Source organism: Bacillus sp. EB106-07-01-XG149, from assembly GCF_058791555.1.
Genome location: NZ_JBYTDP010000009.1, coordinates 76,089 through 100,904, shown reverse-complemented (window position 1 = coordinate 100,904; position 24,816 = coordinate 76,089). Strand labels below are relative to the sequence as shown.

20 protein-coding genes are annotated in these 24,816 nt (G+C 34.5%); 15 read left to right on the top strand and 5 right to left on the bottom strand.

Translation table 11 applies throughout. The features are described 5' to 3' along the window. Nucleotides 1-5: 5 nt before the first annotated feature. The gene (gene dbpA / locus AC3WTA_RS25435) at nt 6-1,451 is read left to right on the top strand and encodes an ATP-dependent RNA helicase DbpA (RefSeq protein ID WP_000039357.1); all 1,446 of its coding nucleotides are present in this window, start codon (nt 6-8) and stop codon (nt 1,449-1,451) included. Between the two features lie 242 nt (nt 1,452-1,693). Then, the gene (locus AC3WTA_RS25430) at nt 1,694-2,932 is read left to right on the top strand and encodes a hypothetical protein (RefSeq protein WP_001011936.1); all 1,239 of its coding nucleotides are present in this window, start codon (nt 1,694-1,696) and stop codon (nt 2,930-2,932) included. Between the two features lie 164 nt (nt 2,933-3,096). On the opposite strand, the gene AC3WTA_RS25425 is transcribed toward AC3WTA_RS25430, so the two are convergent. Further along, nucleotides 3,097-3,657 (bottom strand): DUF1836 domain-containing protein, encoded by a 561-nt coding sequence (locus tag AC3WTA_RS25425; protein WP_000427911.1) that lies wholly within the window; start codon nt 3,655-3,657, stop codon nt 3,097-3,099. 164 nt (nt 3,658-3,821) lie between these two features. On the opposite strand from AC3WTA_RS25425, the gene trhA reads away from it, so the two are divergent. From trhA to AC3WTA_RS25405, 4 genes are all read left to right on the top strand, one after another. Continuing rightward, on the top strand, nt 3,822-4,469 hold the full coding sequence (trhA, locus tag AC3WTA_RS25420; protein ID WP_001099732.1) for a PAQR family membrane homeostasis protein TrhA: 648 nt from the start codon (nt 3,822-3,824) through the stop codon (nt 4,467-4,469). A 223-nt stretch (nt 4,470-4,692) separates the two neighbouring features. Continuing rightward, entirely contained in the window at nt 4,693-5,709 is a 1,017-nt protein-coding gene (gene galE, locus AC3WTA_RS25415; protein WP_000996152.1) for a UDP-glucose 4-epimerase GalE, read from the top strand. 469 nt (nt 5,710-6,178) lie between these two features. Then, entirely contained in the window at nt 6,179-6,769 is a 591-nt protein-coding gene (locus AC3WTA_RS25410) for an AmiS/UreI family transporter (RefSeq protein ID WP_000542574.1), read from the top strand. 99 nt (nt 6,770-6,868) lie between these two features. After that, entirely contained in the window at nt 6,869-7,756 is an 888-nt protein-coding gene (locus tag AC3WTA_RS25405) for an NAD-dependent epimerase/dehydratase family protein (RefSeq protein ID WP_050552136.1), read from the top strand. 88 nt (nt 7,757-7,844) lie between these two features. Here AC3WTA_RS25405 and sodA read toward each other — a convergent pair whose 3' ends face one another. After that, nucleotides 7,845-8,471 carry a superoxide dismutase [Mn] gene (gene sodA, locus AC3WTA_RS25400; RefSeq protein ID WP_000094059.1) on the bottom strand — a complete coding sequence of 209 codons (627 nt, stop codon included), beginning with the start codon at nt 8,469-8,471 and terminating at the stop codon, nt 7,845-7,847. A 216-nt stretch (nt 8,472-8,687) separates the two neighbouring features. On the opposite strand from sodA, the gene AC3WTA_RS25395 reads away from it, so the two are divergent. Together AC3WTA_RS25395 and AC3WTA_RS25390 are read left to right on the top strand one after the other, a co-directional pair. Beyond that, entirely contained in the window at nt 8,688-9,758 is a 1,071-nt protein-coding gene (locus AC3WTA_RS25395; protein ID WP_000047642.1) for a nitric oxide synthase oxygenase, read from the top strand. A 361-nt stretch (nt 9,759-10,119) separates the two neighbouring features. After that, nucleotides 10,120-11,688, top strand: coding sequence for a BCCT family transporter (locus tag AC3WTA_RS25390; protein ID WP_001242479.1), 1,569 nt, complete (start codon nt 10,120-10,122; stop codon nt 11,686-11,688). Nucleotides 11,689-11,796: 108 nt separating this feature from the next. Here the strand turns inward: AC3WTA_RS25390 and AC3WTA_RS25385 are convergent, their stop codons facing one another. Beyond that, the gene (locus AC3WTA_RS25385) at nt 11,797-13,095 is read right to left on the bottom strand and encodes an MFS transporter (protein ID WP_001103439.1); all 1,299 of its coding nucleotides are present in this window, start codon (nt 13,093-13,095) and stop codon (nt 11,797-11,799) included. Nucleotides 13,096-13,423: 328 nt separating this feature from the next. On the opposite strand from AC3WTA_RS25385, the gene lytS reads away from it, so the two are divergent. From lytS to msrB, 6 genes are all read left to right on the top strand, one after another. Next, nucleotides 13,424-15,193, top strand: a complete 1,770-nt coding sequence (gene lytS, locus AC3WTA_RS25380) for a two-component system sensor histidine kinase LytS (RefSeq protein WP_000933595.1) — start codon at nt 13,424-13,426, stop codon at nt 15,191-15,193. Beyond that, nucleotides 15,171-15,911: a LytR/AlgR family response regulator transcription factor gene (locus AC3WTA_RS25375; protein WP_000921819.1), complete on the top strand. Its 741-nt coding sequence runs from the start codon at nt 15,171-15,173 to the stop codon at nt 15,909-15,911. The genes lytS and AC3WTA_RS25375 overlap by 23 nt, the downstream gene beginning before the upstream one ends. Nucleotides 15,912-16,044: 133 nt before the next feature. Next, a complete protein-coding gene (gene lrgA / locus AC3WTA_RS25370) occupies nt 16,045-16,476 on the top strand; it encodes an antiholin-like murein hydrolase modulator LrgA (RefSeq protein ID WP_000104908.1) in 432 nt (143 codons plus the stop codon). A gap of 34 nt (nt 16,477-16,510) precedes the next feature. Further along, a complete protein-coding gene (gene lrgB / locus AC3WTA_RS25365; RefSeq protein WP_000168858.1) occupies nt 16,511-17,203 on the top strand; it encodes an antiholin-like protein LrgB in 693 nt (230 codons plus the stop codon). Nucleotides 17,204-17,530: 327 nt separating this feature from the next. Continuing rightward, entirely contained in the window at nt 17,531-18,574 is a 1,044-nt protein-coding gene (locus AC3WTA_RS25360; RefSeq protein ID WP_001165997.1) for an AI-2E family transporter, read from the top strand. A 91-nt stretch (nt 18,575-18,665) separates the two neighbouring features. Beyond that, a complete protein-coding gene (msrB, locus tag AC3WTA_RS25355) occupies nt 18,666-19,631 on the top strand; it encodes a peptide-methionine (R)-S-oxide reductase MsrB (protein WP_000290183.1) in 966 nt (321 codons plus the stop codon). A 25-nt stretch (nt 19,632-19,656) separates the two neighbouring features. Here msrB and AC3WTA_RS25350 read toward each other — a convergent pair whose 3' ends face one another. After that, nucleotides 19,657-22,773, bottom strand: a complete 3,117-nt coding sequence (locus tag AC3WTA_RS25350; RefSeq protein WP_001031850.1) for an efflux RND transporter permease subunit — start codon at nt 22,771-22,773, stop codon at nt 19,657-19,659. Nucleotides 22,774-22,916: 143 nt separating this feature from the next. Here AC3WTA_RS25350 and AC3WTA_RS25345 point away from each other — a divergent pair, with 143 nt between their 5' ends. Further along, nucleotides 22,917-23,789 carry a TetR/AcrR family transcriptional regulator gene (locus tag AC3WTA_RS25345; RefSeq protein WP_000659622.1) on the top strand — a complete coding sequence of 291 codons (873 nt, stop codon included), beginning with the start codon at nt 22,917-22,919 and terminating at the stop codon, nt 23,787-23,789. 30 nt (nt 23,790-23,819) lie between these two features. Here the strand turns inward: AC3WTA_RS25345 and AC3WTA_RS25340 are convergent, their stop codons facing one another. Continuing rightward, nucleotides 23,820-24,791 (bottom strand): glycosyltransferase family 2 protein, encoded by a 972-nt coding sequence (locus AC3WTA_RS25340; RefSeq protein ID WP_001170707.1) that lies wholly within the window; start codon nt 24,789-24,791, stop codon nt 23,820-23,822. Between the last annotated feature and the right edge of the window lie 25 nt (nt 24,792-24,816).

Here is a 24,816-nt window from a genome sequence, read left to right as displayed (position 1 = left end):
AATATATGAGTAAAAAAAGCTTTAGTAATTATGCATTAAGTAAAGAAGTAAGACGAGCACTTACTGGTTTAGGATATGAGCATCCAACAGAAGTGCAAGGAGAGGTTATTCCAGTTGCATTGCAAAAGAAGGATCTTGTTGTAAAGTCGCAAACGGGAAGTGGGAAAACGGCTTCGTTCGGTATACCACTTTGTGAAATGGTAGAGTGGGAAGAGAATAAACCACAAGCATTAGTTTTAACACCAACGAGGGAACTTGCTGTTCAAGTGAAAGAAGATATTACGAATATAGGGCGATTCAAAAGAATTAAAGCTGCTGCAATTTATGGTAAATCTCCTTTTGCACGTCAAAAATTAGAGTTAAAGCAAAAGACGCATATTGTAGTGGGGACCCCAGGACGTGTGTTGGATCATATTGAAAAAGGGACCCTTTCTTTAGAGCGATTGAAATATTTAGTGATTGATGAAGCAGATGAAATGCTAAATATGGGCTTTATCGATCAAGTAGAGGCAATTATTGATGAATTACCTACAAAAAGAATGACAATGCTATTTTCAGCAACCCTACCGGAAGATGTTGAAAAGTTATCTCGTACATATATGAATGCACCAACTCATATTGAAATTAAAGCAGCTGGGATTACAACAGATAAAATTGAACATACCCTTTTTGAAGTTAGGGAAGAAGAGAAGCTTTCACTTCTTAAGGATGTAACTATGATTGAAAATCCCGACAGTTGCATTATTTTTTGTCGTACACAAGAAAACGTAGACCATGTATATAGACAGCTAAAACGAGTTAATTATCCTTGTGACAAAATACACGGTGGTATGGTACAGGAAGATCGTTTTGAAGTTATGGATGATTTTAGAAAAGGAAAGTTCCGTTATTTAGTAGCAACTGATGTAGCTGCGAGAGGAATTGATATTGATAATATTACACATGTTATTAATTACGATATTCCATTAGAAAAAGAAAGCTATGTGCACCGTACTGGAAGGACGGGACGAGCTGGTAATAATGGAAAAGCTATTACATTTATAACGCCTTATGAAAATAGATTTTTAGAAGAGATTGAGGCATATATCGGATTTGAAATTCCAAAGGAACTGGCACCTTCAAAAGAAGAGGTTATAAAAGGGAAAGTAGTATTTGAAGAAAAGATATATGCTAAACCAATTATAAAGAAAGATAAAAATGCAGACCTAAACAAAGGAATTATGAAATTGTACTTTAATGGCGGAAAGAAAAAGAAAATTAGGGCGGTAGATTTCGTTGGTACAATTGCTAAAATTCAAGGTGTTTCTGCTGATGATATAGGTATTATTACAATACAAGATAATGTTTCGTATGTTGAAATATTAAATGGAAAAGGACCACTTGTTTTAAAGGTTATGAGAAATACAACGATAAAAGGTAAACAATTAAAAGTTCATGAGGCAATTAAATAAATGAAAATATCCACTTTAAAGGTGGATATTTTTTTGGGGATTACTTATAGAGCAGACAATTTGAATGGACTTTAACTAATACGTGATTGACGATTGTTTTTTTGTATGTTAGTATATTTATTTAATTTTTTTACCATTGAATGGAGAAATTGTTAATTCATTGAGGAGTATATTTTTATATAAGTAAATCAATTTCAATTTAATTGTTGTAAGCTATAAAAAGTAAGGACGGTGTTTATTAAATGAATTTTACTCAAGATAGGTGGAGTTTAAAATGGCTTCATTTTTATTTGATTGTAGTAGTTGTTGCATCTCTGTTATTACGTTTATATTTAGCATTTCATTTAGAAGGATATGAACGAGATCAACTATTTTTTGTGGATTGGATGAATACAGTAGGTAAATATGGACTAGGTGATGTGTATGCACATGGAGATTTAGTAAACTATCCGCCATTTTTCTTAGCTCTTTTAGGTATTTATGGAGGCATATTGTCATTTTTTAATACATATGTGGAAGCTGCAGGTGTTTTAATTCGAGTCCCATCCATTGTATTTGAAGTAGTAGCTATAATTATCTTTGCTATAGTTTCTAAAAGGATAAACAATTCGATTGTGAGAGCAGCATTAGTAACATTTTTTGCATTTAGTCCAGCCGTTATAGTGGATGGAACTATTTGGGGTCAAGTAGATATGCTACATAGTATATTGATGGTTAGTTCTATTTTATTACTAATGTCTAAGCCAACTTGGTCTGGTGCTATTTACGCTATAGCGTTACTGGCTAAATTTCAATCGATCGTAATTGCGCCTGTATTTGCTATGTATTTCTTAAAAATCATTTGGGAAAAAAAAGAGGGCAAGCAATTAACCAAATTTATAATAGGGTTCTGTATTCCTTTATTAATATTCGGTTTGTATTTCGCAGCGCATGGAACATTTATCACGATGTTAAAACAAGCATATTTAAATGCGGTAGGTACGTTCCCAACGGTAACTGTATTTGCTATGAACATTTGGTATTACGCGATTGGTACGGATCCTAATACAGTGGATACTATTCAAATTTTACCACATATTACATTGAAAACAGTTGGATTAATACTCTTATCTATTGCAGCGGCATTAACTTGTTTATATGTCTTTTTCCATCGTCATATGAATACGGCAGTTCTATTAAAAGCAGCGACTTTTATAAGCTTTGCGTTCTTTATGTTACCTACGCAAATGCATGAGAGATATGCTTTCCCAGCATTAGTATTTGTCATCTTTTTACTGCTATATGAAATGAAGTGGACAGGAATAGCATTAGGATTAACGTTAACAATCTTTTTAAATATAGTAATGGTTCTGTATGCGGGCTCTAATACGAATATGGGAATGTTTATTGTTATTATTAATGTTTTCATTTTCTATGCTATGTGTAAATTATTAGTAAAAGAGTATTGTGATCGCTTTGGATTGCTAATAAAGAAACAATAAAAATTATAATTTTAAGGGGAGGTACATTTTGCTAATATGCAGAATGTGCTTTTTTCTATTGAAATAGTAAAATCTCAATAGAAAAAATAAACATGAGAGGATACTTGAAGTTCATTCTAATAACTATAAAACGCTACCTAAAAGCAGGTAGCGTTTTATAGTTATTAGGCTCCTTCTAAATCATCGATCAACTTCTCAGCTAAGCGCCTATACATATTACTCATCGACACAAATGATGTTAGTAATAAAAATTTCTCTAGATTCGGATCTTCTAAGGAAGAAATTTCACTTACTTCTGAAACACGGTTATTTACGTCTTGTGTAAAGCTTTCGACGTTGTTTTCGGTAAGAGAAAGATAATCTTTATATAGTGTATTTAATTCGAATGAATCATCACTTAATAAGGATTCATTTATATTTTCTAAGGAGCTTTTTATGTCATTAATGGAAAGGGCTCCTTTTAATTGATAAATTAAGCTGATTAAAATCATATGCTCTTTTGAGTATTTTTTATTTTTGATTGGAATAAACAGTTTCCCTTTTGCGTAATTGTTAATCATTGTTTTTGTTAATACTTTTTCATCATCGGTTCTTGTTGTATCCGCATAAGTATTTTCAAATAATTGGACAACCTGGTCTACATACAAGTCGACATTTGGAATATCCTCAAGCGTAATATTTTTTTCTAAATGTAATGTTTCAAGCAGTTTATTTATATTTTCCACGTAGAACCCCTCACTTTTATAACTTAGTGGAGCATAATGTTTAGTTTATCTCTAAATATGGTATTACGAAACAAATGAATTGTAAATGTTGACCTCTAATAATAATGCGTATATAATTACATGTAGTTATTAAAACTACATGTAATTATATGAGGGGTGTATATATGAATACCTATGTAAGAGAACCAGTTAATGCTTTTACCCATTTGGGAGGAGCTGTATTATCATTTATTGCATTATTAGCTATGCTTGTAAAAGTTTCTATTAAGATGCCATCTTTTGCGGCAATTACAGCTGTTATTTTGTTTGGCATCGGAATGATGGTTCTGTATACAGCATCAGCTGTATATCATAGTGTTGTAGCCAGTGAACGTGTTATTTATTTCTTTCGGAAGCTTGATCACTCTATGATTTTTATATTGATTGCAGGTACATATGCACCATTTTGTTTAATTACATTACATTCCGCAAACGGTTTATTATTATTTTGTTTAGTTTATGCAACTGCCATTTGTGGTATTGTTTTTAAAATGTTTTGGTTTAGTTGCCCGAGATGGTTATCAACAGCAATTTATATTACAATGGGCTGGTTAATTGTTTTGTTCTTTGCACCGTTAGCTGCTAACTTAAGTGCAGGAGGTATCGTGCTGCTAGTGCTTGGAGGCATTCTTTATACGATTGGTGGATTTATTTATGGAACAAAGCCAAAATGGTTAGAGTTTAAACATATGGGGCATCATGAAATTTTTCACGTGTTCGTGTTATTGGGAAGCCTTGCCCACTTTTTAAGTGTATATTGCTACGTAATTTAACAAGATGAAATTTCCGAGTGATTTTTATTTTTTCTTGATTAATAAATAAAGATATAGACACATATGTATGTTAAAGAGTTGCATAACGTAAAGGTTATGCGGCTCTTTTTTATGAATAATAATTAAAAATAAATTTTTGGAATTATCAGTCTTTTTATGGTAGGATAGATATGTATTGAGGTTATAAAATTTTATAATTAATAATTAGTGGGGGACTATATATATGGCGATACTTATAACGGGTGGAGCAGGATATATTGGTAGTCATACGTGTATAGAATTATTAAATAATAATTATAAAATTATAGTCGTAGATAATCTTTCAAATAGTTCAATCGAGTCTTTAAACCGAGTAAAAGAGATAACAGGAAAACAATTCGAATTTTATAAAGAAAGTGTTTTAAATCGTGAAAAAATGAATGAGATTTTTTTGAGAAATAACATTGAAGCGGTTATACATTTTGCTGGGTTTAAAGCGGTGGGGGAATCAACTACAATTCCTCTTACATATTATTATAATAATATAATAAGCACGATCATACTATGTGATGTGATGCAGAAACATAATGTTAAAAAATTTATTTTTAGTTCATCTGCAACTGTATATGGAATTCCAAAAACGTCACCAATTACAGAAGAATTTCCACTAAGTGTGACAAATCCATATGGGCAAACAAAATTAATGATTGAGCAAATTATGCGTGATGTGGCAAAAGCTGATGATGAATGGAGTATTGCGTTACTTCGTTATTTCAATCCATTTGGAGCACATAAAAGTGGCCGTATTGGAGAAGATCCAAATGGGATTCCGAATAATTTAATGCCATATGTAACGCAGGTGGCGGTAGGTAAGTTAAAGGAGCTAAATATATTCGGAAACGATTATCCAACGAAAGATGGGACAGGTGTCCGTGATTATATTCACGTTGTTGACCTTGCAAAAGGACATGTAAAGGCACTTGAGAAAGTACTTGAGATGAAAGGAATAGAGGCATATAATCTTGGCACAGGTAAAGGGTATAGTGTGTTGGAGATGATAAAGGCTTTTGAGGAGGTTTCAGGTAGAAAAATACCTTATAAAGTGATAGGGCGTCGTCCTGGTGATGTGGCAGTATGTTTTGCTGATGTATCTAAAGCGAAACGAGAATTAGGATGGGAAGCAGAATATGGGTTAGAAGAGATGTGTGTAGATTCTTGGAGATGGCAGGTAAATAATAAAAATGGCTATCAAATGATTTAATGTAGTTAGTAAAGCATTCTCTTATTATTTTGTAGGATATGTTATGTATATAATAAATTGTATTCTTTATTATGTTGCTTTGGGTCAGTAATATGTTTAATTTAGGAAAGAGAATGTAATAAAATATTACTGACCATAGCATTTGAATAGCAACCGGTTCTATTGAAAAGTATTCCAATACTTGTATCCTTGTTAAAGTGCGTTTATAATCAAATAATCTTATTAGCTTTTTGCTTGAATTACGTATTATTGAAAGCGTTTTTATTGCGTGATATATTTTGATTGAAATCATTACTGTATGACATGTATAAAAAGGGTTTTTCTATTGTTTTTTAAGGTAGGAAGTCTGACTTATTTTCGAAAAAACTTTGTATGTAGTTGTAAGTAAGAAGGAGAATAAGGAATAATATAATTTTTACAAGACGGGGAGGGTACAGTGTGAAAATGTAAGGTTTTCACATGAGGATATATGGGGTACGTAGGATTATTACTTTCGGGTGCAGCTTTATTTTTAAATAGTCTTGTTATATTAGGGAAAGCAGAGATGAAAAGTGCGGGTGTTTTTAATTTATTTGTAGGTGCACTACAAATTATTATTCCGTTCTATTTGATCATGATTTCTGACCAAAGCAATTGGACAGTGTATTCATATGCAGCTACTTTCTTATTTGGATTAACCTATTTATATGTAGGTGTTACCTTTATAAAAGGAATGGATAGTAGCGGTTTAGGTTGGTTTTGTATGTGGGTAGCAATTATTGCTTTATTCTATATGGTTGTTTCATTTGTTCAATTTCACGATGTTGTTAATGCATTAACGTGGTTTATGTGGGCGTTACTTTGGTATTTATTCTTTGTATTAAATACACAAAAGAAGAATATCAATCAATATCTTGGAAGAATTGCCTTCGTACAATCATGGGTAACATTGACGTTGCCTTCACTCTTTTATTTTATGGGAGTATGGGGAGAGGGATTCGTATATGAACTATGGGTTTATGTATCCGTAATTTCTATTTTATACTTCTGTTATTGTATTTATAAATATCGAGTACGTTAATATATTTTCTGCAGAAAAGCATGGAATCGTTAAACGAATTCCATGCTTTTTATATATGAGCAGTTATAATAGAGAGGTATTATTTTACATTTTATCAAAATGGGGATGATGAAATTGAAAAAAGTATTGGTGCTAGGGGGAACAAGATTTTTTGGTAAACATTTAGTAGAAGCACTTTTGCAAGATGGACACGATGTAACGATTGCGACGAGAGGGATTACAGAAGATCCTTTTGGAAGTGCAGTAAAAAGGCTGATTGTCGATAGAGAAGACGAAAAACAACTTGCAGAGCGTCTAGAAGATAAAAGTTATGATATCGTATACGATAATTTATGCTATAGCTCGAATGCAGCGAAGGTAATATGTGTGGTGTTACGAGGAAAAACGAAGAAATACGTTATGACATCTTCAATGGCTGTTTACGAGCCAGCAATAGGATTGTTAGAAGAGAACTTTAATCCGTATGAGTATGCTATTACGTATGGGGATAGGAAGGATTTTAATTATGGTGAAGGCAAGCGATTAGCTGAAGCTGCTGTATTTCAACACGCAACATTTCCAGTTGTTGCAGTACGTTTTCCAGTTGTTATTGGAGAAAACGATTATACGAAAAGGTTACAATTTTACGTTGAACATATTGTGAAGCAAGAGCCTGTCGCGGTGAAGCATTTAGATGGAGAGTTGTCATTTATACATGAGAAAGAAGCAGGAGAATTTTTAGCTTGGTGCGGAATGAAGGACATAAAAGGGCCAATTAATGCTTGTAGCAACGGGGTAGTTTCTACTAGCGAAGTTATTCATTTCATAGAAGAAAGTACGGGAATAAAAGCACTCGTTCAAGAAGTAGGAGATAATGTAGCGCCTTATAATGAAGTGATTAATTGCACATTACATAATGGAAAAGCTAGTGAATTAGGATTCCCGTTCCGAGAGGTGAAAATAGACATAGAGCAAGTATTACGTTATTACATACATGCAATGGAATAATCATAAATCCCCCGGTGGCAATCCGGGGGATTCTGGAGGATTTCGACAATACTAATTTTACATTACCAAACTTACCTTATACGCACGACTAATGTTTTTGTGATTGAATTGCTTGTAAATACTTTTCATTTACTTGGTCCCAGTTCACCGTATGCCACCAATTGGTAACAAATTCTGGACGCCGATTTTGATACTTTAAATAATAGGCGTGTTCCCATACATCGATGACGAGTAATGGAATTTTACCTTCTTGCAAAGGTGTATCTTGATTGGGTGTACTCATAACGGAAAGTTCTTTACCATCAAGGACAAGCCACCCATAGCCACTTCCAAAACGACTAATAGCTGCTTTGGAAAGTTGATCTTTTAAGTTGTCAAAGGTATTGAAATAATAATCAATTACTTTTGCAACGTCTCCATTAGGCTCGCCGCCACCTCTTGGGCTCATTACTTCCCAAAAAAGACTATGACAATAATGTCCACCACCGTTATTTCTGACAGCTGTAACAATTTCCTTTGGTAAAGTTTCTAAATTACATAGTAACTCTTCTAAAGATTTATTATGTAATTCCGTATAGTTTTCTAAAGCGGCATTCAAGTTATTTACGTATGTCGCATGGTGCTTTCCATGATGAATAGAAAGCGTGTTGCTGTCGATATATGGCTCTAGTTCATCATAGTCATATGAAAGCTTTGGCAATTGAAATGAAGACATAACATTCCCTCCTTTCTTATTAAAAAGTTGGTCTAGGTAAAAAGAATTTACCTAAGTCAAAAATACACCTATTTTTTAGACAAGTCAATAGTAATCCCTTTAATTTTCTGAAAAATATTACAATAAAAGTAACACTTCGACTTTCATTTGTGACTCTTATTCTTTTTGCTTATACTGTAAAGTAGAACGTTTTGTTGAAATAGAAGGAGATCGTTTATGAGTAAAACGAAACAATTAATAGAGGAAGCGAGTCAGTTTATTATGATTTGCTATAAAGAGCTTAATAAAGAGCAATTCATAGAAGAGCGTGTGAAAGAAATTCAAGTTGAGATAGAGAAGACGGGGACGTATGAGCATACATTTGAAGAACTTGTTCATGGATCGCGAATGGCATGGCGAAATAGTAATCGATGTATCGGAAGACTATTTTGGAGTAAGATGCACATATTAGATGCACGTGAAGTAAATGATGAAGAAGGTGTATATAATGCATTAATTCATCATATTAAATATGCAACGAACGATGGAAAAGTGAAACCGACAATTACAATTTTTAAGCAACATCAAGGTGAGGAAAATAATATACGAATTTATAATCACCAATTGATTCGATATGCAGGATATAAAACAGAAATGGGAGTGATTGGTGACTCTCATTCCACTGCGTTTACGGATTTTTGCCAGGAACTTGGCTGGCAAGGAGAAGGTATGAATTTCGATGTATTGCCACTTGTTTTTTCTGTCGATGGAAAAGAACCTGTATATAAAGAAATTCCTAAAAAAGAAGTGAAAGAGGTACCGATTGAACATCCAGAGTACCCAATCTCATCTTTAGGAGCAAAATGGTATGGGGTTCCAATGATTTCAGATATGCGCTTAGAAATTGGCGGTATTTCCTATACAGCCGCTCCGTTCAATGGATGGTATATGGGGACGGAGATTGGGGCTCGTAACTTAGCGGATCATGATCGTTATAATTTACTGCCGGCTGTTGCGGAGATGATGGAGTTAGATACATCGAGAAACAGTACGTTATGGAAAGACAAGGCACTAATTGAGTTGAATATTGCTGTATTACATTCCTTCAAAAAACAAGGAGTTAGTATTGTGGATCACCATACAGCTGCACAACAATTTCAACAATTTGAGAAGCAAGAAGCATCATGTGGACGGGTTGTAACAGGCAATTGGGTGTGGCTCATTCCACCACTGTCGCCAGCTACCACTCATATTTATCATAAACCGTATCCGAATGAAATTTTGAAGCCGAATTTCTTTCATAAATAATATTTAGTATAGTTTTTTTATGCAAATTATAATTTTTTTTAATTACTGTTACGTAGCAAATGGAAGCCTTTACTCTCGGTTATTTTTGGAAGGGTTTTTTTGAACCAAGGAGTTCCTTATGTTATAATCAAATTTCTGTTTCGAAGACCTTATAGAAATATAAGGTCTTTTGTTTTGCTTTTTTATGTAATAGGAATAGGAATTTTCTTTTAAATAAGGGATTTAGCATATTTTTAGGGACAACATAAGTGTGTAGAAAATCGATGAATTATTATGCTTATATAATCATTATGTTTTGGGTGTAAAAAATAAAACATAATAAAGTTGTTTTTTTAGATTGCTGAGGAAGGAGGAAGTGTAAATGAGAATGAAGAGTCGAAAAACAGATTGGCCTGTATTTCTTATTAGTGGTGGCTCACTTTTATTATTTGTAATTGCAGTTATTTTAAATAAGAGTTACGTAGAGGGAGTCATTAATAGAAGTTTTGCAGCTTCGATTAAATATTTTGGTGCCTTTTGGCAGGTTTTATTAATTGGTACATTTATTGTGGCAATGTGTATGGCGTTTTCAAAATATGGGAGAGTTAAACTTGGGGGGCTAGAAAAACCTGAGATTAGTACGACAAAATGGCTCGCTATTATTATGTCTACATTACTTGCCGGAGGTGGCGTTTTTTGGGCAGCTGCAGAGCCAATGTACCATTTGATGACGGTGCCACCAATACATGAGGGTATAACTGCTGGAACGAAAGAAGCAGTAATGCCTGCTTTAGCACAAAGTTATATGCATTGGGGTTTCCTCGCTTGGACGATTTTAGGAACAATTAGTGCGGTAGTTATGATGTACGGACATTATCATAAAGGTATGCCGTTAAAACCTCGAACGCTTTTATATCCTATTTTTGGAGAGAAATTGCGAAAGAGTTGGCTTGGAACAACGATCGATGTGTTTGCAATTATTGCGGTAGCAGCAGGGACAATTGGTCCAATTGGATTTTTAGGACTACAAGCAAGTTATGGATTACAAGCATTGTTTGACATTCCTGATGTGTTTACTACTCAATTAGCCATTATTGTTTGTGTAGTAGCTGTTTCTACTATATCTGCGGTAACAGGAATTGATAAAGGGATTCAAATTATAAGTGATTTAAATGTTAGGTTAGCAGTTTTATTAATGGTATTCGTATTACTGTTTGGACCAGGTGGATTTATTATCGATTCATTTGTTTCTTCGTTTGGATTTTATATAAATGAATTTATTCCAATGAGCACATATCGTGGGGATACAGGTTGGTTAGGATCATGGACAATCTTTTTCTGGGGATGGTTTATTGGATACGGACCGATGATGGCAATTTTAGTGAGCCGTATTTCAAGAGGAAGAACAATCCGAGAAATCATCGTTGCAATTGGAATTATTGCACCTATTATTACAACGTTTTGGTTTACTATACTAGGGGGATCAGGTGTGTTTTATGAGTTAATGAATCCTGGTTCTATCTCGACCGCATTAAGTGAATCTGGTATGCCGGCGGCTATGATTGCAATTACAGAGCAACTGCCACTATCTAATATTATTGGACCTGCATTTCTTTTATTAACAATTTTATTTGTAGTGACAACAGGAGATTCTATGGCGTATTCGATTTCAATGGCAGTGACTGGAGATGGAGATCCTAGAATTAGTTTGCGAGTGTTTTGGTCGCTTATTATGGGCGCAGTTGCAGCGATTCTTTTATACATGGGTGAGGGAAGTATTAACGCCTTACAATCATTCATCGTAGTAACTGCTGTCCCAGTATCTATTCTGTTATTCCCAATGCTATGGCTAGCGCCTAAAGTTGCAGGGGAATTAGCGTTAAAACAAGGTATTGTAAAAGAAGAAGAGAAAACTTCCTTCTTGTTCCAAAAAGCTAGTAAATCAAAATAAAGAATTGTATTTATATAAAAAGAGGAAGCATTTCATTTGAGATGCTTCCTCTTTACTATTTATTTAACTACTTTTCTCGAAGGGGATAGTACTCTGTGCAGTTTCAATCTATTCTAATACTTTATCTTTCGTCTCTGGGACACATAATAGCATTGTAGCTAAACCGATTGGATAGATAATGAAGATGAGAGATAGTGCTCCCATTAAGTTACCACCTGTAGCAAGTAATCCGATAATAACAGGTCCAAATCCAGCTAACCCACGTCCTGTACCGAAAATAAAGTTCTCTGCTGTCGATCGAGCTTCAGCAGGATAGTTTTCAGCTAAAACTGCTCCGAATCCTCCCATCATGCCATTTGCAAAGAATCCCAGCAATGCACTTCCCCATAACAATAATGTTGAGTCTGTGAATAAGAAGAAGTAAATGAGACAGTATATAGTACCACCGACATAATAGATTGTAAAAGTTTTACGGCGGCCAATTTTATCGGCTAGAATACCAAACGTTGCAATTCCAATTAGCATGCCGATCGTAGAGATGAACATCCAACCGCTCGCTTTTGCTAATGTGTAGTTATATTTATTTGCTAAAATAGTTGGCATCCATGTGAAAATTCCATAATATCCGAAGTTCTGGATAAATGACATAATAATAAGACCAATGGTTGTTATCGTTACTTTTTTATTGGCAAATAACCTTCGAAGTGGGAACTTTTTCATTTGCTTTAGTTGTTCTGCCTCAGTAGTTGTTAAATTACCTTCAGTTTCTTTTTGTAACAACTCTTTTTTGTATCGTTGTTTTCGTTCCCATATTTTCGGTTCACTTAAACTTTTGCGCACATAGACAGCTAGTAGAGCGGGAATGAGCCCAAATAAGAAAACAGCTCTCCATCCGAAATGCGGGACGATAAATGCTGGAAGGAGTGAAGCGACTAGTACGCCAAATTGCCATCCCAGTGCAACAACGGATGTCGCCTTAGCGCGCATTTCTTTAGACCATGTTTCAGTTACGATGGCCATCCCAATCCCGAATTCACCACCAACTCCCATTCCAACTAAAAAGCGAAGAATTAATAATTGCCAATAATCTGTTGCGAAATAAATAAGTGCTGTTGCTAGTGAGAATAGTAAGATTGTGAAGGCCATCGTACGGATACGCCCAAATAAATCAGCAATAAATCCAAATAAATAAGACCCAATTAGCATTCCTATTGTGGTAGCTAATGTTAAGTTTCCACCTTCAACAGGGCTTAAATGAAATTCTTTTAAAATGTAGACGAGTACGAAAGATAAGAGCAACATATCTAAACCTTCTGCTGCATATCCTAGCGCAGAACCAAACAATGTTTTATATCTTTTCTCCTTCGTTTCCTCTGTTGTTGATTGTACATCAGTAGTGACGTTCATCATTACTCCTCCTTATTTTTTTCTACAGTCGCTATGGAAGAATAACAAAAGGCCTTCTCACCTGATATGATGAGAAGGCCAAAAAAGCATACGTATCCCTAAAAAAGACCATACGTATAGTATATTCCGACTTCCTTCTCAACCTCACGGGGTTGGGTTAAAGGACTGTATTATATTACTTTATTTTTAGCACTCTTCTATTAGATTGTCAAATAAAGAGGGGATAGTTATGTGTAAAATATTTCAAAAGATACTTCATTCTCCTTGACGCCCACTTCATTATTTTCCCATAATAAAACTAACTCATATAAAAAGGAATGAATCACAGATGCTAAATTTAGTACTTATGATGATTGAACGTGTTGGACTTATTGTTATTTTAGGATTTTTACTTTCTCATATTAAAACGTTCAGGCGCCTTCTTCATAGACAAGATGGATATGTAGATAAGCTTAAGCTTATTTGTATTTTTTCAGTGTTTACAATTGTAAGCAATTACACAGGAATTGAAATTGCCGGGAATACAATTATGAAAGAAAATTGGCTACAAGGTGTTTCGTCATCTAGTACAATTGCGAATACACGTATTATGGGTGTTGGAATTAGTGGATTGCTTGGTGGTCCTATCGTCGGCATTGGAGTGGGATCGATTGCGGGTATTCACCGTTATATGCTTGGCGGGACGACAGCGCTAAGCTGTGCAATTTCATCAATTTTAGCAGGTGTTATAACGGGGTATATTGGATACATTTTTAAAAAATATAATCGTGCAATTACGCCTAAATTTTCAGCGATTTTAAGTGTGTTTATCGTTTCTTTAGAGATGATTATGATCCTATTAATCGTAGAGGATGGGATTAGTATCGTGAAAACAATTGCGATACCAATGATACTTGTAAATAGTTTCGGGAGTTTTATTTTACTTTCTATGATACAAGCTATTTTGCGCCAGGAAGAAAATGCGAAAGCTTTACAAACGCATAAAGTATTACGAATTGCTGACAAAACATTACCATATTTTCGCCGTGGATTAACAGAGGATTCTTGTAAACATGTGGCACAAATTATTCACCGCTTTACGGGAACAGATGCGGTATCCTTAACAGATACAGAGAAAATATTAGCTCACGTTGGATTAGCATCAGATCACCATATTCCTTCACATAGTTTAATAACTGGTTTATCGAAAGAAGTGTTGAACACAGGAAAAATAATGAAAGCGAAATCGCGTGAGGTTATTAATTGTCAACATGAAGGCTGCCCTTTGCAGGCGGCAATCGTTATTCCACTAACTTCACATGGAAATACAATTGGGACATTAAAATTATATTTTAAAAATTCTAGCCAGTTAAGTCGTGTGGAAGAGGAATTAGCAGAAGGGTTAGCAAAAATATTCTCTACACAACTTGAGTTAGGTGAAGCAGAGTTACAAAGTAAGTTATTGCAAGATGCCGAAATAAAAGCGTTACAAGCACAAATCAATCCGCATTTTTTATTTAATGCAATTAATACTGTATCGGCTTTATGCCGAACAGATGTAGAAAAAGCGAGAAAATTATTATTGCAGCTTAGCGTGTATTTTCGTTGTAATTTGCAAGGGGCACGCCAATTGCTTATTCCATTAGAACAAGAGTTAAATCATGTACATGCATATTTATCGTTAGAACAAGCGAGGTTTCCGAATAAGTATGAAGTGAAGATGTACATTGAGGAAGAGTTAAAGACGACCTTAGTTCCACCATTTGTACTGCAGTTATTAGTTGAAAATGCATTGCGCCATGCTTTTCCGAAAAAGCAGCCGGTGTGCGAAGTTGAAGTACATGTGTTTGAAAAAGAGGGGATGGTGCATTTTGAAGTCCAAGATAATGGACAAGGAATTGAGAGTGAACGTCTAGGACAATTAGGAAAAATGGTAGTTCCATCAAAGAAAGGGACTGGAACAGCTTTATATAATATTAATGAACGACTTATCGGGTTATTTGGGAAAGAGACAATGCTTCAAATTGAAAGTGAATTAGAGCAAGGGACAAAGTTCCTCTTTGTAATTCCGAAAAAAGTAGGGGAGGAAAAACGGAGTGTTAAAAGTATTAGTAGTTGATGATGAAATGTTAGCGCGTGATGAATTGAAATATTTATTAGCGCAAACGAAAGAAGTAGAGATAATTGGTGAGGCAGATTGTGTAGAGGATGCATTAGAAGAGCTAATGCAAAATAAACCAGATATTGTGTTCCTAGATATTCAGTTATCTGATGATAACGGATTTGAAATCGCAAATATATTAAAGAAGATGAAAAATCCACCTGCAATTGTGTTTGCTACGGCCTATGATCAATATGCGTTGCAAGCATTTGAAGTAGATGCGTTAGACTACATTTTAAAGCCGTTCGATGAAGAGCGTATCGTACAGACATTAAAGAAATATAAAAAGCAAAAACAAATAAAATTAGAAACGAAACAAGAAGTAAAGAGTGTAGACGTAACGACCGAGATGCATAAATTAGCATTACCAATTGAAGAATCGATTGTACTTGTGAATATTGAAGATATTATATATGTAGGACTTGTGGACGGAAAAGTGACAGTAAAAACGATGAGAGAAACATATGTAACACATGATACACTTGTCATTTTGGAAAAGAAGTTGCCGCAAGCAAGTTTTATGCGTGTCCATCGCAGTTTTATTGCAAATATTAATCATATTACGGAAATACAACCATGGTTCAATTCTACATATAATTTAATTATGAAAGAAGGATCAAAAGTACCTGTTAGCCGTACATATGCAAAAGAACTCAAAAAGCTACTTCGTATTTAAGAAGTAGCTTTTTGTATTTCGTCTGCCTATTTTTGTAACTAATTTTGTATATTTGACGTTCTGTTGTGTAAACGCTTACAGTTTTATTTTTATCTTATACAATAAAGGTACCAAATCGAAAGAGGTGGCCAAAATGAGTACGAAAAAAGTATATAGTTTCTTATCACAAGCATTCATATTTTCAGCTATTATGTTAGTTTCTAATATTATTGCAACGCATTTACCAATTCCGATGCCTTCATCAGTAATCGGGTTAGTCATTTTATTTAGCCTATTATGTTTAAAAGTTATTAAATTGGAACAAGTTGAATCACTCGGAACGGCTTTAACAGGTATTATCGGATTCCTTTTCGTTCCATCAGGTATTTCGGTTATTAATTCTCTCGGTGTAATGGGACAATATTTTGTACAAATTTTAACTGTAATTGTTGTCGCAACAATTATTTTACTCGCTGTAACAGGATTATTTGCACAATTTATTTTAGGAAAAGACGATAAAGAAATAGAAGATACGAAAGAATTGAAAGTAGTAAATAAAGGACGCAAGCACGGAAAAGTTGCGTAACCAATTTAATATATATTGTTAGGAGGGAATGAACATGGCAAGCACAATGACTCCATATTTCGGAATCGTCATTTCATTAATCGCATACGGAATCGGAACATTATTATTTAAGCATTCAAAAGGATTCTTCTTATTCACACCATTATTCGTAGCGATGGTATTAGGGATTGTCTTTCTAAAAGTAGGTAACTTTACTTTTGAAGAATATAATACTGGCGGAAAAATGATTAGCTTCTTCTTAGAACCAGCAACAATCGCGTTTGCAATTCCATTATATAAACAAGTGGATAAGTTAAAAAAATATTGGTGGCAAATTTTATCGGCTATCGTGGTTGGATCTATTTGCTCAGTAATTGTCGTGTTCATTGTTGCAAAAGCGATTGGTCTAGATACAGCAGTAATGAATTCAATGTTACCACAAGCAGCAACAACAGCAATTGCATTACCGATCTCTGAAAGTATTGGTGGTATACCAGCAATTACATCGTTTGCAGTTATTTTTAACGCGGTTATTGTATACGCATTAGGAGCATTATTCTTAAAAACATTTAGAGTAAAACATCCAATTGCAAAAGGTTTAGCACTTGGAACAGCAGGTCACGCATTAGGAGTGGCAGTAGGAATTGAAATGGGTGAAGTAGAGGCAGCTATGGCAAGTATTGCTGTAACAGTAGTAGGGGTTGTAACTGTAGTTGTCATACCGATGTTTATGCCATTCATTGGCTAGTAAAACTTACTTAAAAAATGAGAAAAGCAAGCTATTTGTAGGACAGATTTCTACTGATAGCTTGCTTTTTATGTTACAGTAGTGGTAAGACCTATTCTAATAAAATGTAAGTTTCCTTAAATCTTCATTAATACTGTGTAGAATACGTTTTGAATTAGGTCATTGTATTGTAAAATAAGAAGTAAGCTACTATAGGATCTGCTAAGAGAGATCTATAATAAGCTTATAAAAATCTTTATATGAATAAATAATTAAAGGTAGAGAAGAGAGAAAAAATCTACTTATTAACGTTTTACTTTATAGGACAGGAGAGAGTACTCGTCGATTATGCAAATAAAAAACCTGTTTCAAAGCAAAGGATTTCAGAGGTTTCTCGTATTAGTAATACTTGCTCTCGTGTTATACGGGCTGCAAAGTATGTTGAATTTAATTTTAATTACGTTTATTCTCACATATTTAATGGATCGATTCCAAAAGTTTATTTCTCGCAAATTAGATCATTTCATGCCTATTAACAGAAAAATTATTATAGCATTTCTATATGTAATGTTAATTGGTGGAATTGCTATTACGCTATTTAAATATTTACCAGTATTAACGATACAAATTTCACAATTGATTTATCAATTTAACGTATTTTTAAGAAACCCACCGGATAGTGAATTAATTAAGTATGCAGTGAATGCTGTCAATCATATGGAACTTTCGAAATATGTAGGACAAGGCGTTGACATTTTGTATAAATCGATTACGAATGTTGGGAAATTTGGCCTTCAAGTGTTACTTTCTTTAATTTTAAGTTTATTTTTCTTATTGGAGAAAGCTCGGATCGTTGCTTTTACTGCAAAATTTAAAGAAAGCCGACTTGCAATTTTCTATACTGAAATTGAGTACTTCGGTAAGAAATTTGCACGTTCATTCGGAAAAGTAATCGAAGCACAATTTTTAATTGCAGTTGTGAACTGTGTTTTATCCGTTATTGCACTATGGATATTAGGATTCCCGCAATTATTAGGTTTAGCGTTAATGATCTTCTTACTCGGTTTAATTCCAGTAGCTGGGGTTATCATTTCGTTATTCCCCCTTTGTATGATTGCTTACAATATTGGCGGTATTATGTACGTTGTTTATATTTTAATTATCGTAACAGTAATTCATGCGCTTGAAAGTTACGTGTTAAATCCGAAGTTCATGTCGCAAAAAACAAACTTACCGATTTTCTATACATTTATGGTATTAATCTTCTCAGAACACTTCTTAGGTGTATGGGGATTAATTATCGGTATTCCAATCTTCATTTTCTTATTAGATGTCTTAGATGTGACAAGTGATGAAATGGAGCATGAAGCCAGAAAAAATAAGGTGAAGTAAAGAAAAAGCATCGATGTTCGATGCTTTTTCTTTTATAACATGATGTTTTTTATGCCATACTGTAAGCAGAAGATAGAATAGGGGTGAAATAATGGCTGTAAATGAAAAGGTAGAGTTAGCTACATTTGCTGGAGGATGCTTCTGGTGTATGGTTTCGCCATTTGAAGAGATGGAAGGGATTATACAGGTTGTTTCTGGCTATACAGGTGGTCATAAAGAGAATCCAACGTATAAAGAAGTATGTTCAGAAACGACGGGACATTATGAGGCAGTACAAATTACATTTGATGCAAATAAAATGCCGTATGAAGAGTTATTAAATATATATTGGAGACAAATTGATCCGACTGATATAGGAGGACAATTTCACGATCGTGGACAGTCTTACGAAACAGTAATTTTTTATCATAATGAAGAACAACATAAAAAAGCAGAGGCTTCAAAAGAAGAGCTTGCAAAGAGTGGACGCTTTTCAAAGCCAATTGCGACAAAACTTTTACCAGCTGCTACATTTTATTCAGCTGAAGAATATCATCAAGGGTATCATAAGAAAAACACATTCCGCTATGAGTTATACCGTAAAGGATCAGGACGAGATGCTTTTATTAAACAACATTGGCCAAAAGATAATACTCATTTAAAAGAAAAACTCAATGAGATGCAGTTTTATGTCACACAGGAAAATGGTACAGAACCACCATTTCGAAATGAGTATTGGAATCATAATGAAGAAGGTCTTTATGTAGATATCGTTTCAGGAGAACCGTTATTTACTTCTTTAGATAAGTTTGATAGTGGGTGTGGATGGCCTAGTTTTACGAAGCCAGTTATGTCAGCAAGTGTGAAAGAAAAAATGGATGTCAGTCATAATATGACGCGTACAGAAGTGAGAAGCAAAGAGGGAGATTCACATTTAGGCCATGTATTCCCAGATGGCCCAGGACCAAATGGTCTTCGTTACTGTATTAATTCCGCAGCCCTTCGATTTATCCGAAAAGAGGAATTAGAGAAAGAAGGATATGGTGATTTTCTAGTTGTATTTGGGAATAAAAAATAACCTCGCAATTAGCGAGGTTATTTTTTTATTTTACTTTTTTCTTTTTGAACTTGCTTAATACTTCATAAACGATTGGTACAATAAGAAGTGTTAATAACGTTGAACTTGTTAATCCACCAATTACTGTTACACCAAGTCCTTTAGAAATTAAGCCGCTACCTTCAAATCCTAATGCAAGCGGGATAAGAGCACCGATTGTTGCAATTGCAGTCATTAAAATAGGACGAAGGCGTGTTGCACCGGCTTCCAATAAGGCTTCACGTGTTGATAGCCCTTCATTTTCCTTATGAATAACGCGGTCGATCAGTACGATAGCGTTTGTTACAACGATACCGATTAACATAAGTGCACCAATCATTGCAGAGACACTTAACGTTTCACCAGAGATTAATAAGGCAACAAGAGCTCCGATAATTGTGAATGGTAGCGAGAATAAAATTGCGAATGGTGCAAGGGCACCGCCAAATGTAACGACAAGGACGAAGTATACAATGGCAATCGCAGCTAACATCGCTAAGCCAAGTTGCTTGAATGATTCTTCAATATCTTTTGTAACACCGCCCATAGAAACATCTACGCCAGAAGGAAGATCCATTTTATCTACTTCTTTTTGAACAGCAGCAGATGCTTTTGAAACGTCATCAGATGTTAGTTTTGCGCTTACTTCCGCATAAACACGGCCATCGCGGTGTTTCACTGTATTCGAAGTTTCACCTTCTTTTACAGTCATCACATCTTTCACAGCCACTTCAGTACCAAGTGGAGTTGTAATTTTTTGATTTGTTAAGTCATCGATTGTTTCATAATTTTGTTTTTCAGCTTCTACATATACGTTGACATCTTTACCGTCTTTTTTAATTGTTGTCAGAGTAGGGCGATCATGTTGATTAGAAAGTCCCATTCCAATTTGTGCAGCCGTTAGACCCATTTTACTTAGTTTTTCCTGGTCCGCGACTAAAGTGTACTCTGCGTATGTTTTTGCAATACTAGAGTCTATATCCTTTAAGTCTTTATTTTTCTTCATGATATTTTGAATATCTTTTACAATAGGTTTAATGTCTTCCGAGCTATCTCCGTAAACGTATAGTTTAATTTCATTACTACCGCCACTCGCTCCGAAGTCTTGGTTTTTCCATTCGCCTTTTCCAGACATCTTCTGTAAATCTTTAACGACTTGCTCTTTTTCTTTTTCGAAGTTTTTCGTGTCGTTATCATATTGCACGAAGAACATTGCTTGATTTGATTGACCAGGACTCATTGGGTTTTCGCCACCTAATGAGAATTGAATTGTTTTGACGTCTTTATTATCTTGGAAGTGCTTCTCAGCTTTCGTTGCAATTTTTTCAACGTCTTCTAACGTTTGACCTGGTTCAGGGTTGTACGTTGTAATGATCATTTTTTCTTCTTCAGATGGTAAGAAACTTACGCCGATAATTGGAACAAGTGCAAGACTACCAACTAATAGAAGGACAGCGATACTTGATGTAATGATTTTATGATTTAAAGCCCATGCAAGTATGCGTTTATACCAGTTTGCTAATTTACTTGGTTTTTCTTCATGATGTACTTCTTTTTCCCTCATGCTCTCTTTTTTAAATAAAGAGTGAGCTAACATCGGCACGATTGTAACAGCTACTAGTAACGATGCTAATAAAGCGAAGACGATAGTTAAGGCAAATGGTAAGAACATTTCACCAATCATACCTTTTACTAGTCCAAGTGGTAAGAATACAGCAATTGTTACAATGGTAGAAGACATAATTGGGATAAACATTTCCTTCGTAGCTTCACGAATTAAATCTTTTCCGCGCAGTTTCTCTTCTGATAACGACATTCGTCGGTAAATATTTTCAATAACAACAATAGAGTCATCAACAACGCGTCCAATAGCGACTGTCATTGCTCCAAGTGTCATAATATTAAGCGTAATATCCATTTGTTTTATGACTAATACAGCAATTAATAAAGAAAGTGGTATGGAAACGACAGAGATTAATGTTGTTCGGATATTTCGTAGGAACAGCATAATAATAACAATCGCAAAGATAGCACCAAAAATGGCTTTGCTCAGCATTGTTTCTACTGATTTCTCAATCGGTGCACCTTGGTCGAATGTTGAAATAATCTCTAAGTCTTTATATTTTTTCTCAAGGTCTTTTACTTTATCTTTCACTGCATTTACAACATCAACAGTATTCGCGTCAGCAGCTTTCACAATTTGAATTCCAATTGCTTCTTTTCCATTTGTTCGAGAAATAGATTCTGCTTTTCCAACTTCTTTAATGTCAGCAATTTCGTCTAATGTAACTGTCGGAATCCCGTTCATAGCCGCTGGATTCATTTGCGGTGTTTGTGTACCAGCTCCAGCGTTTTGACTACCTTGACCGCTAGGTGATGAAGGTATGGCCGGGATCTTTAATTCTTTTAATGCTTTAATTGTCGTAATATTCCCATCTACAACAACCGATTTTTCTGTATCTTTAAATGTATATAAGCCAAGTGGTAAAGATACGTCCGATCCTTTAATTACATTTTTTACAGTATCTTCACTTAAACCTAATTCTTTCAACTTATCTTTCTTGAAGACAAGTTGTACTTCATCTACTTGTTGACCTGAAATTTGAACAGATGCAACACCATCAAGTCCTTTTAATCCTGGCACAACATTCTTCTCTACATTTTCAGTTAAGGTAGCTAAAGATTCATTTTTACTTGCTACGCTTAACGAAATAACTGGAAAGGCATTAAAGTTTACACGTGAAACTTTCGGGTCTTTTACACCTTCTGGCAATTTCACATTTGCGAGAGCTTCTTTAATTTCTGTTTCAGCCTTTTCCATATTTTTATCAAAATCATATTCTACCTGAATAGAAGATGCGTTTTGAAAAGATGATGAACTAACAACGTTTACACCACTTAAATTTTGCAGTTGCTCTTCCATCGGTTTTGAAACTTTGTCAGCTACTTCTTCTGGTGTAGCACCAGGATAAACCGTGGTTACTGTTACAATTGGTGTTGTAATATCAGGAATTGTTTCCAGCTTCATGTTCAGCCCAGAATAAATACCTGCAATGGTAACAATAATGGTTAGTAGCCAAACTGCGAACTTATTTTTTAACGAGAAATTAATGAATTTGTTCATGTTTGCGCTCCCTTTTGTATTGTATTGACCAACTGGTCAGTCTAATACATAATATAACTGACTGATTGGTCAGTCGTCAATGAAAAGGGATGGTATAATAAATTCATAATAAGATGCGAGATTAAATTTAGGAGAGACATGATATGAAAGAAAAAGAGCGTTTAATTATAGAGATGGCTATGAAGTTATTTGCGACTAAGGGTGTAAATGCGACATCAGTACAGGAAATTGTGACCGCTTGTGGCATATCTAAGGGAGCTTTCTATTTATACTTTAAATCGAAAGAGGAACTTTTATTAGCAACACTTCGATATTACTATGACAAGATTCAAAATAAAATGATGGATATTGAAAAAGAATCGTTATTGCCGCGTGAAAAATTTGCAAAACAATTGCATTGCCAGTTTAATGATATACAAAAGCATAAAGAATTTATTATTATGCATGCGAGGGAAAATGCTATACCTTTTAATAAAGAAGTAGAAGAGTTTATGATGAGAATGAAGTTAGAGTCTCACGCATTTTATCGGAATAGTTTATTGTCTATTTATGGTGAAAAGGTTATGCCTTATTTATTAGATTTAGTCATTATGGTAGAAGGCATATGCCGTGGATATTTAGAACTAATCATTTTACAAGCACCGGAAATTGACTTATCTTATGTTTCTGCTTTTATTTTGAAAAGAGTAGATGATTTAGTAGATGGATTGGTAGAATCTTCGGAAGAACCTGTGTTACATGAAGAAAAGCTTGGAGAATTTCTTTGCAAATCAGAGCTTATTAAGGAGCAGGTTAAGGAACACTTTTTAAAAGAAATTATTGTTTTTAAACGCACATTAGCTGATCAACTAGAAGATGAGGAATTGCTTGTTACATTAGATGTTTTGGAGGCAGAAATGAGATTGCAAAATCCAAGGATCCCGATCATTCAAGGGATGTTATCTAATTTAGAGATATATCCAAATTTAAAAGAATTTCGTTTGAGGATTATGGGGTATTACAATATAAAAAGGTAACAATGATGGTTTTCATTGTTACCTTTTTTATTATGCATTCACTTTTTCTTTTGTTTGTGTAGTCTCTTCTTGCTCAATATTGATTGTTTCTTTTACGATATAAATCGGACGGTTTTTACTCTCGTCATAAATACGAGCAATATATTGGCCAACGATTCCAAGACCAAGTAACTGAATACCGCTAAAGAATGTAATAGCAACCATAATAGATGCCCAACCTGTTTGAGTACCAGTACCAATAATTTTTACAGTAATTGTATATAGTAAGACGATTATTGAAATAAGAACTGATAATAAACCTAAAGTCATAACGATACGTAATGGTTTTGTTGAAAATGCAATAATGCCATCTGATGCAAATTTAATCATTTTCTTTAATGGATATTTTGTTTCACCAGCAAAGCGCTCATCGCGTTCATATTCAACATACGTTTGACGGAAGCCAACCCAAGACATCATACCGCGGATGAAGCGATTTCGTTCAGTCATTTGATTGAAAACATCAGCTACTTTGCGATCGATGATTCGGAAATCACCAGTATCTTTTGGGATATCGATATCAGACATGTAGTTTAAGAATTTATAGAAATATTTAGCTGTTAAAAGTTTAAACCAAGTCTCACCTTTACGTTGTTTACGTTTCGCATAAACAACTTCATATCCTTCTTCCCATTTTGCAATAAGTTCAGGAATAACTTCAGGTGGATCTTGTAAGTCTGCATCGATAATTACAATAGCGTCACCTTTTGCAGCAGCAATACCAGCTGTAACAGCTATTTGGTGTCCAAAGTTACGTGCGAAATTAACGATTTTTGTACGGTAATCATTTGCTGCAATCTCAGATAAGATTTCCATTGTACGGTCTGTGCTACCGTCGTTTACAAAGACAAACTCGTAATTAATATCATTTTGAAGCATAACGGACTTTAAACGGTTATAACATTCCTGTGCTACTTCTTCCTCGAAGTACATAGGAACTACAACCGAAATTAATTTTTGCATGTTGTATCCTCCGTATTTTTAATAA

Bases quoted from the DNA above. Each gene is read 5' to 3' on its own strand.
- dbpA (WP_000039357.1), top strand. From the start codon at position 6: ATGAGTAAAAAAAGCTTTAGTAATTATGCATTAAGTAAAGAAGTAAGA.
- AC3WTA_RS25430 (WP_001011936.1), top strand. From the start codon at position 1,694: ATGAATTTTACTCAAGATAGGTGGAGTTTAAAATGGCTTCATTTTTAT.
- trhA (WP_001099732.1), top strand. From the start codon at position 3,822: ATGAATACCTATGTAAGAGAACCAGTTAATGCTTTTACCCATTTGGGA.
- galE (WP_000996152.1), top strand. From the start codon at position 4,693: ATGGCGATACTTATAACGGGTGGAGCAGGATATATTGGTAGTCATACG.
- AC3WTA_RS25410 (WP_000542574.1), top strand. From the start codon at position 6,179: ATGGGGTACGTAGGATTATTACTTTCGGGTGCAGCTTTATTTTTAAAT.
- AC3WTA_RS25405 (WP_050552136.1), top strand. From the start codon at position 6,869: ATGGGGATGATGAAATTGAAAAAAGTATTGGTGCTAGGGGGAACAAGA.
- sodA (WP_000094059.1), bottom strand. From the start codon at position 8,471: ATGTCTTCATTTCAATTGCCAAAGCTTTCATATGACTATGATGAACTA.
- AC3WTA_RS25395 (WP_000047642.1), top strand. From the start codon at position 8,688: ATGAGTAAAACGAAACAATTAATAGAGGAAGCGAGTCAGTTTATTATG.
- AC3WTA_RS25390 (WP_001242479.1), top strand. From the start codon at position 10,120: ATGAGAATGAAGAGTCGAAAAACAGATTGGCCTGTATTTCTTATTAGT.
- AC3WTA_RS25385 (WP_001103439.1), bottom strand. From the start codon at position 13,095: ATGAACGTCACTACTGATGTACAATCAACAACAGAGGAAACGAAGGAG.
- lytS (WP_000933595.1), top strand. From the start codon at position 13,424: ATGCTAAATTTAGTACTTATGATGATTGAACGTGTTGGACTTATTGTT.
- lrgA (WP_000104908.1), top strand. From the start codon at position 16,045: ATGAGTACGAAAAAAGTATATAGTTTCTTATCACAAGCATTCATATTT.
- lrgB (WP_000168858.1), top strand. From the start codon at position 16,511: ATGGCAAGCACAATGACTCCATATTTCGGAATCGTCATTTCATTAATC.
- AC3WTA_RS25360 (WP_001165997.1), top strand. From the start codon at position 17,531: ATGCAAATAAAAAACCTGTTTCAAAGCAAAGGATTTCAGAGGTTTCTC.
- msrB (WP_000290183.1), top strand. From the start codon at position 18,666: ATGGCTGTAAATGAAAAGGTAGAGTTAGCTACATTTGCTGGAGGATGC.
- AC3WTA_RS25350 (WP_001031850.1), bottom strand. From the start codon at position 22,773: ATGAACAAATTCATTAATTTCTCGTTAAAAAATAAGTTCGCAGTTTGG.
- AC3WTA_RS25345 (WP_000659622.1), top strand. From the start codon at position 22,917: ATGAAAGAAAAAGAGCGTTTAATTATAGAGATGGCTATGAAGTTATTT.
- AC3WTA_RS25340 (WP_001170707.1), bottom strand. From the start codon at position 24,791: ATGCAAAAATTAATTTCGGTTGTAGTTCCTATGTACTTCGAGGAAGAA.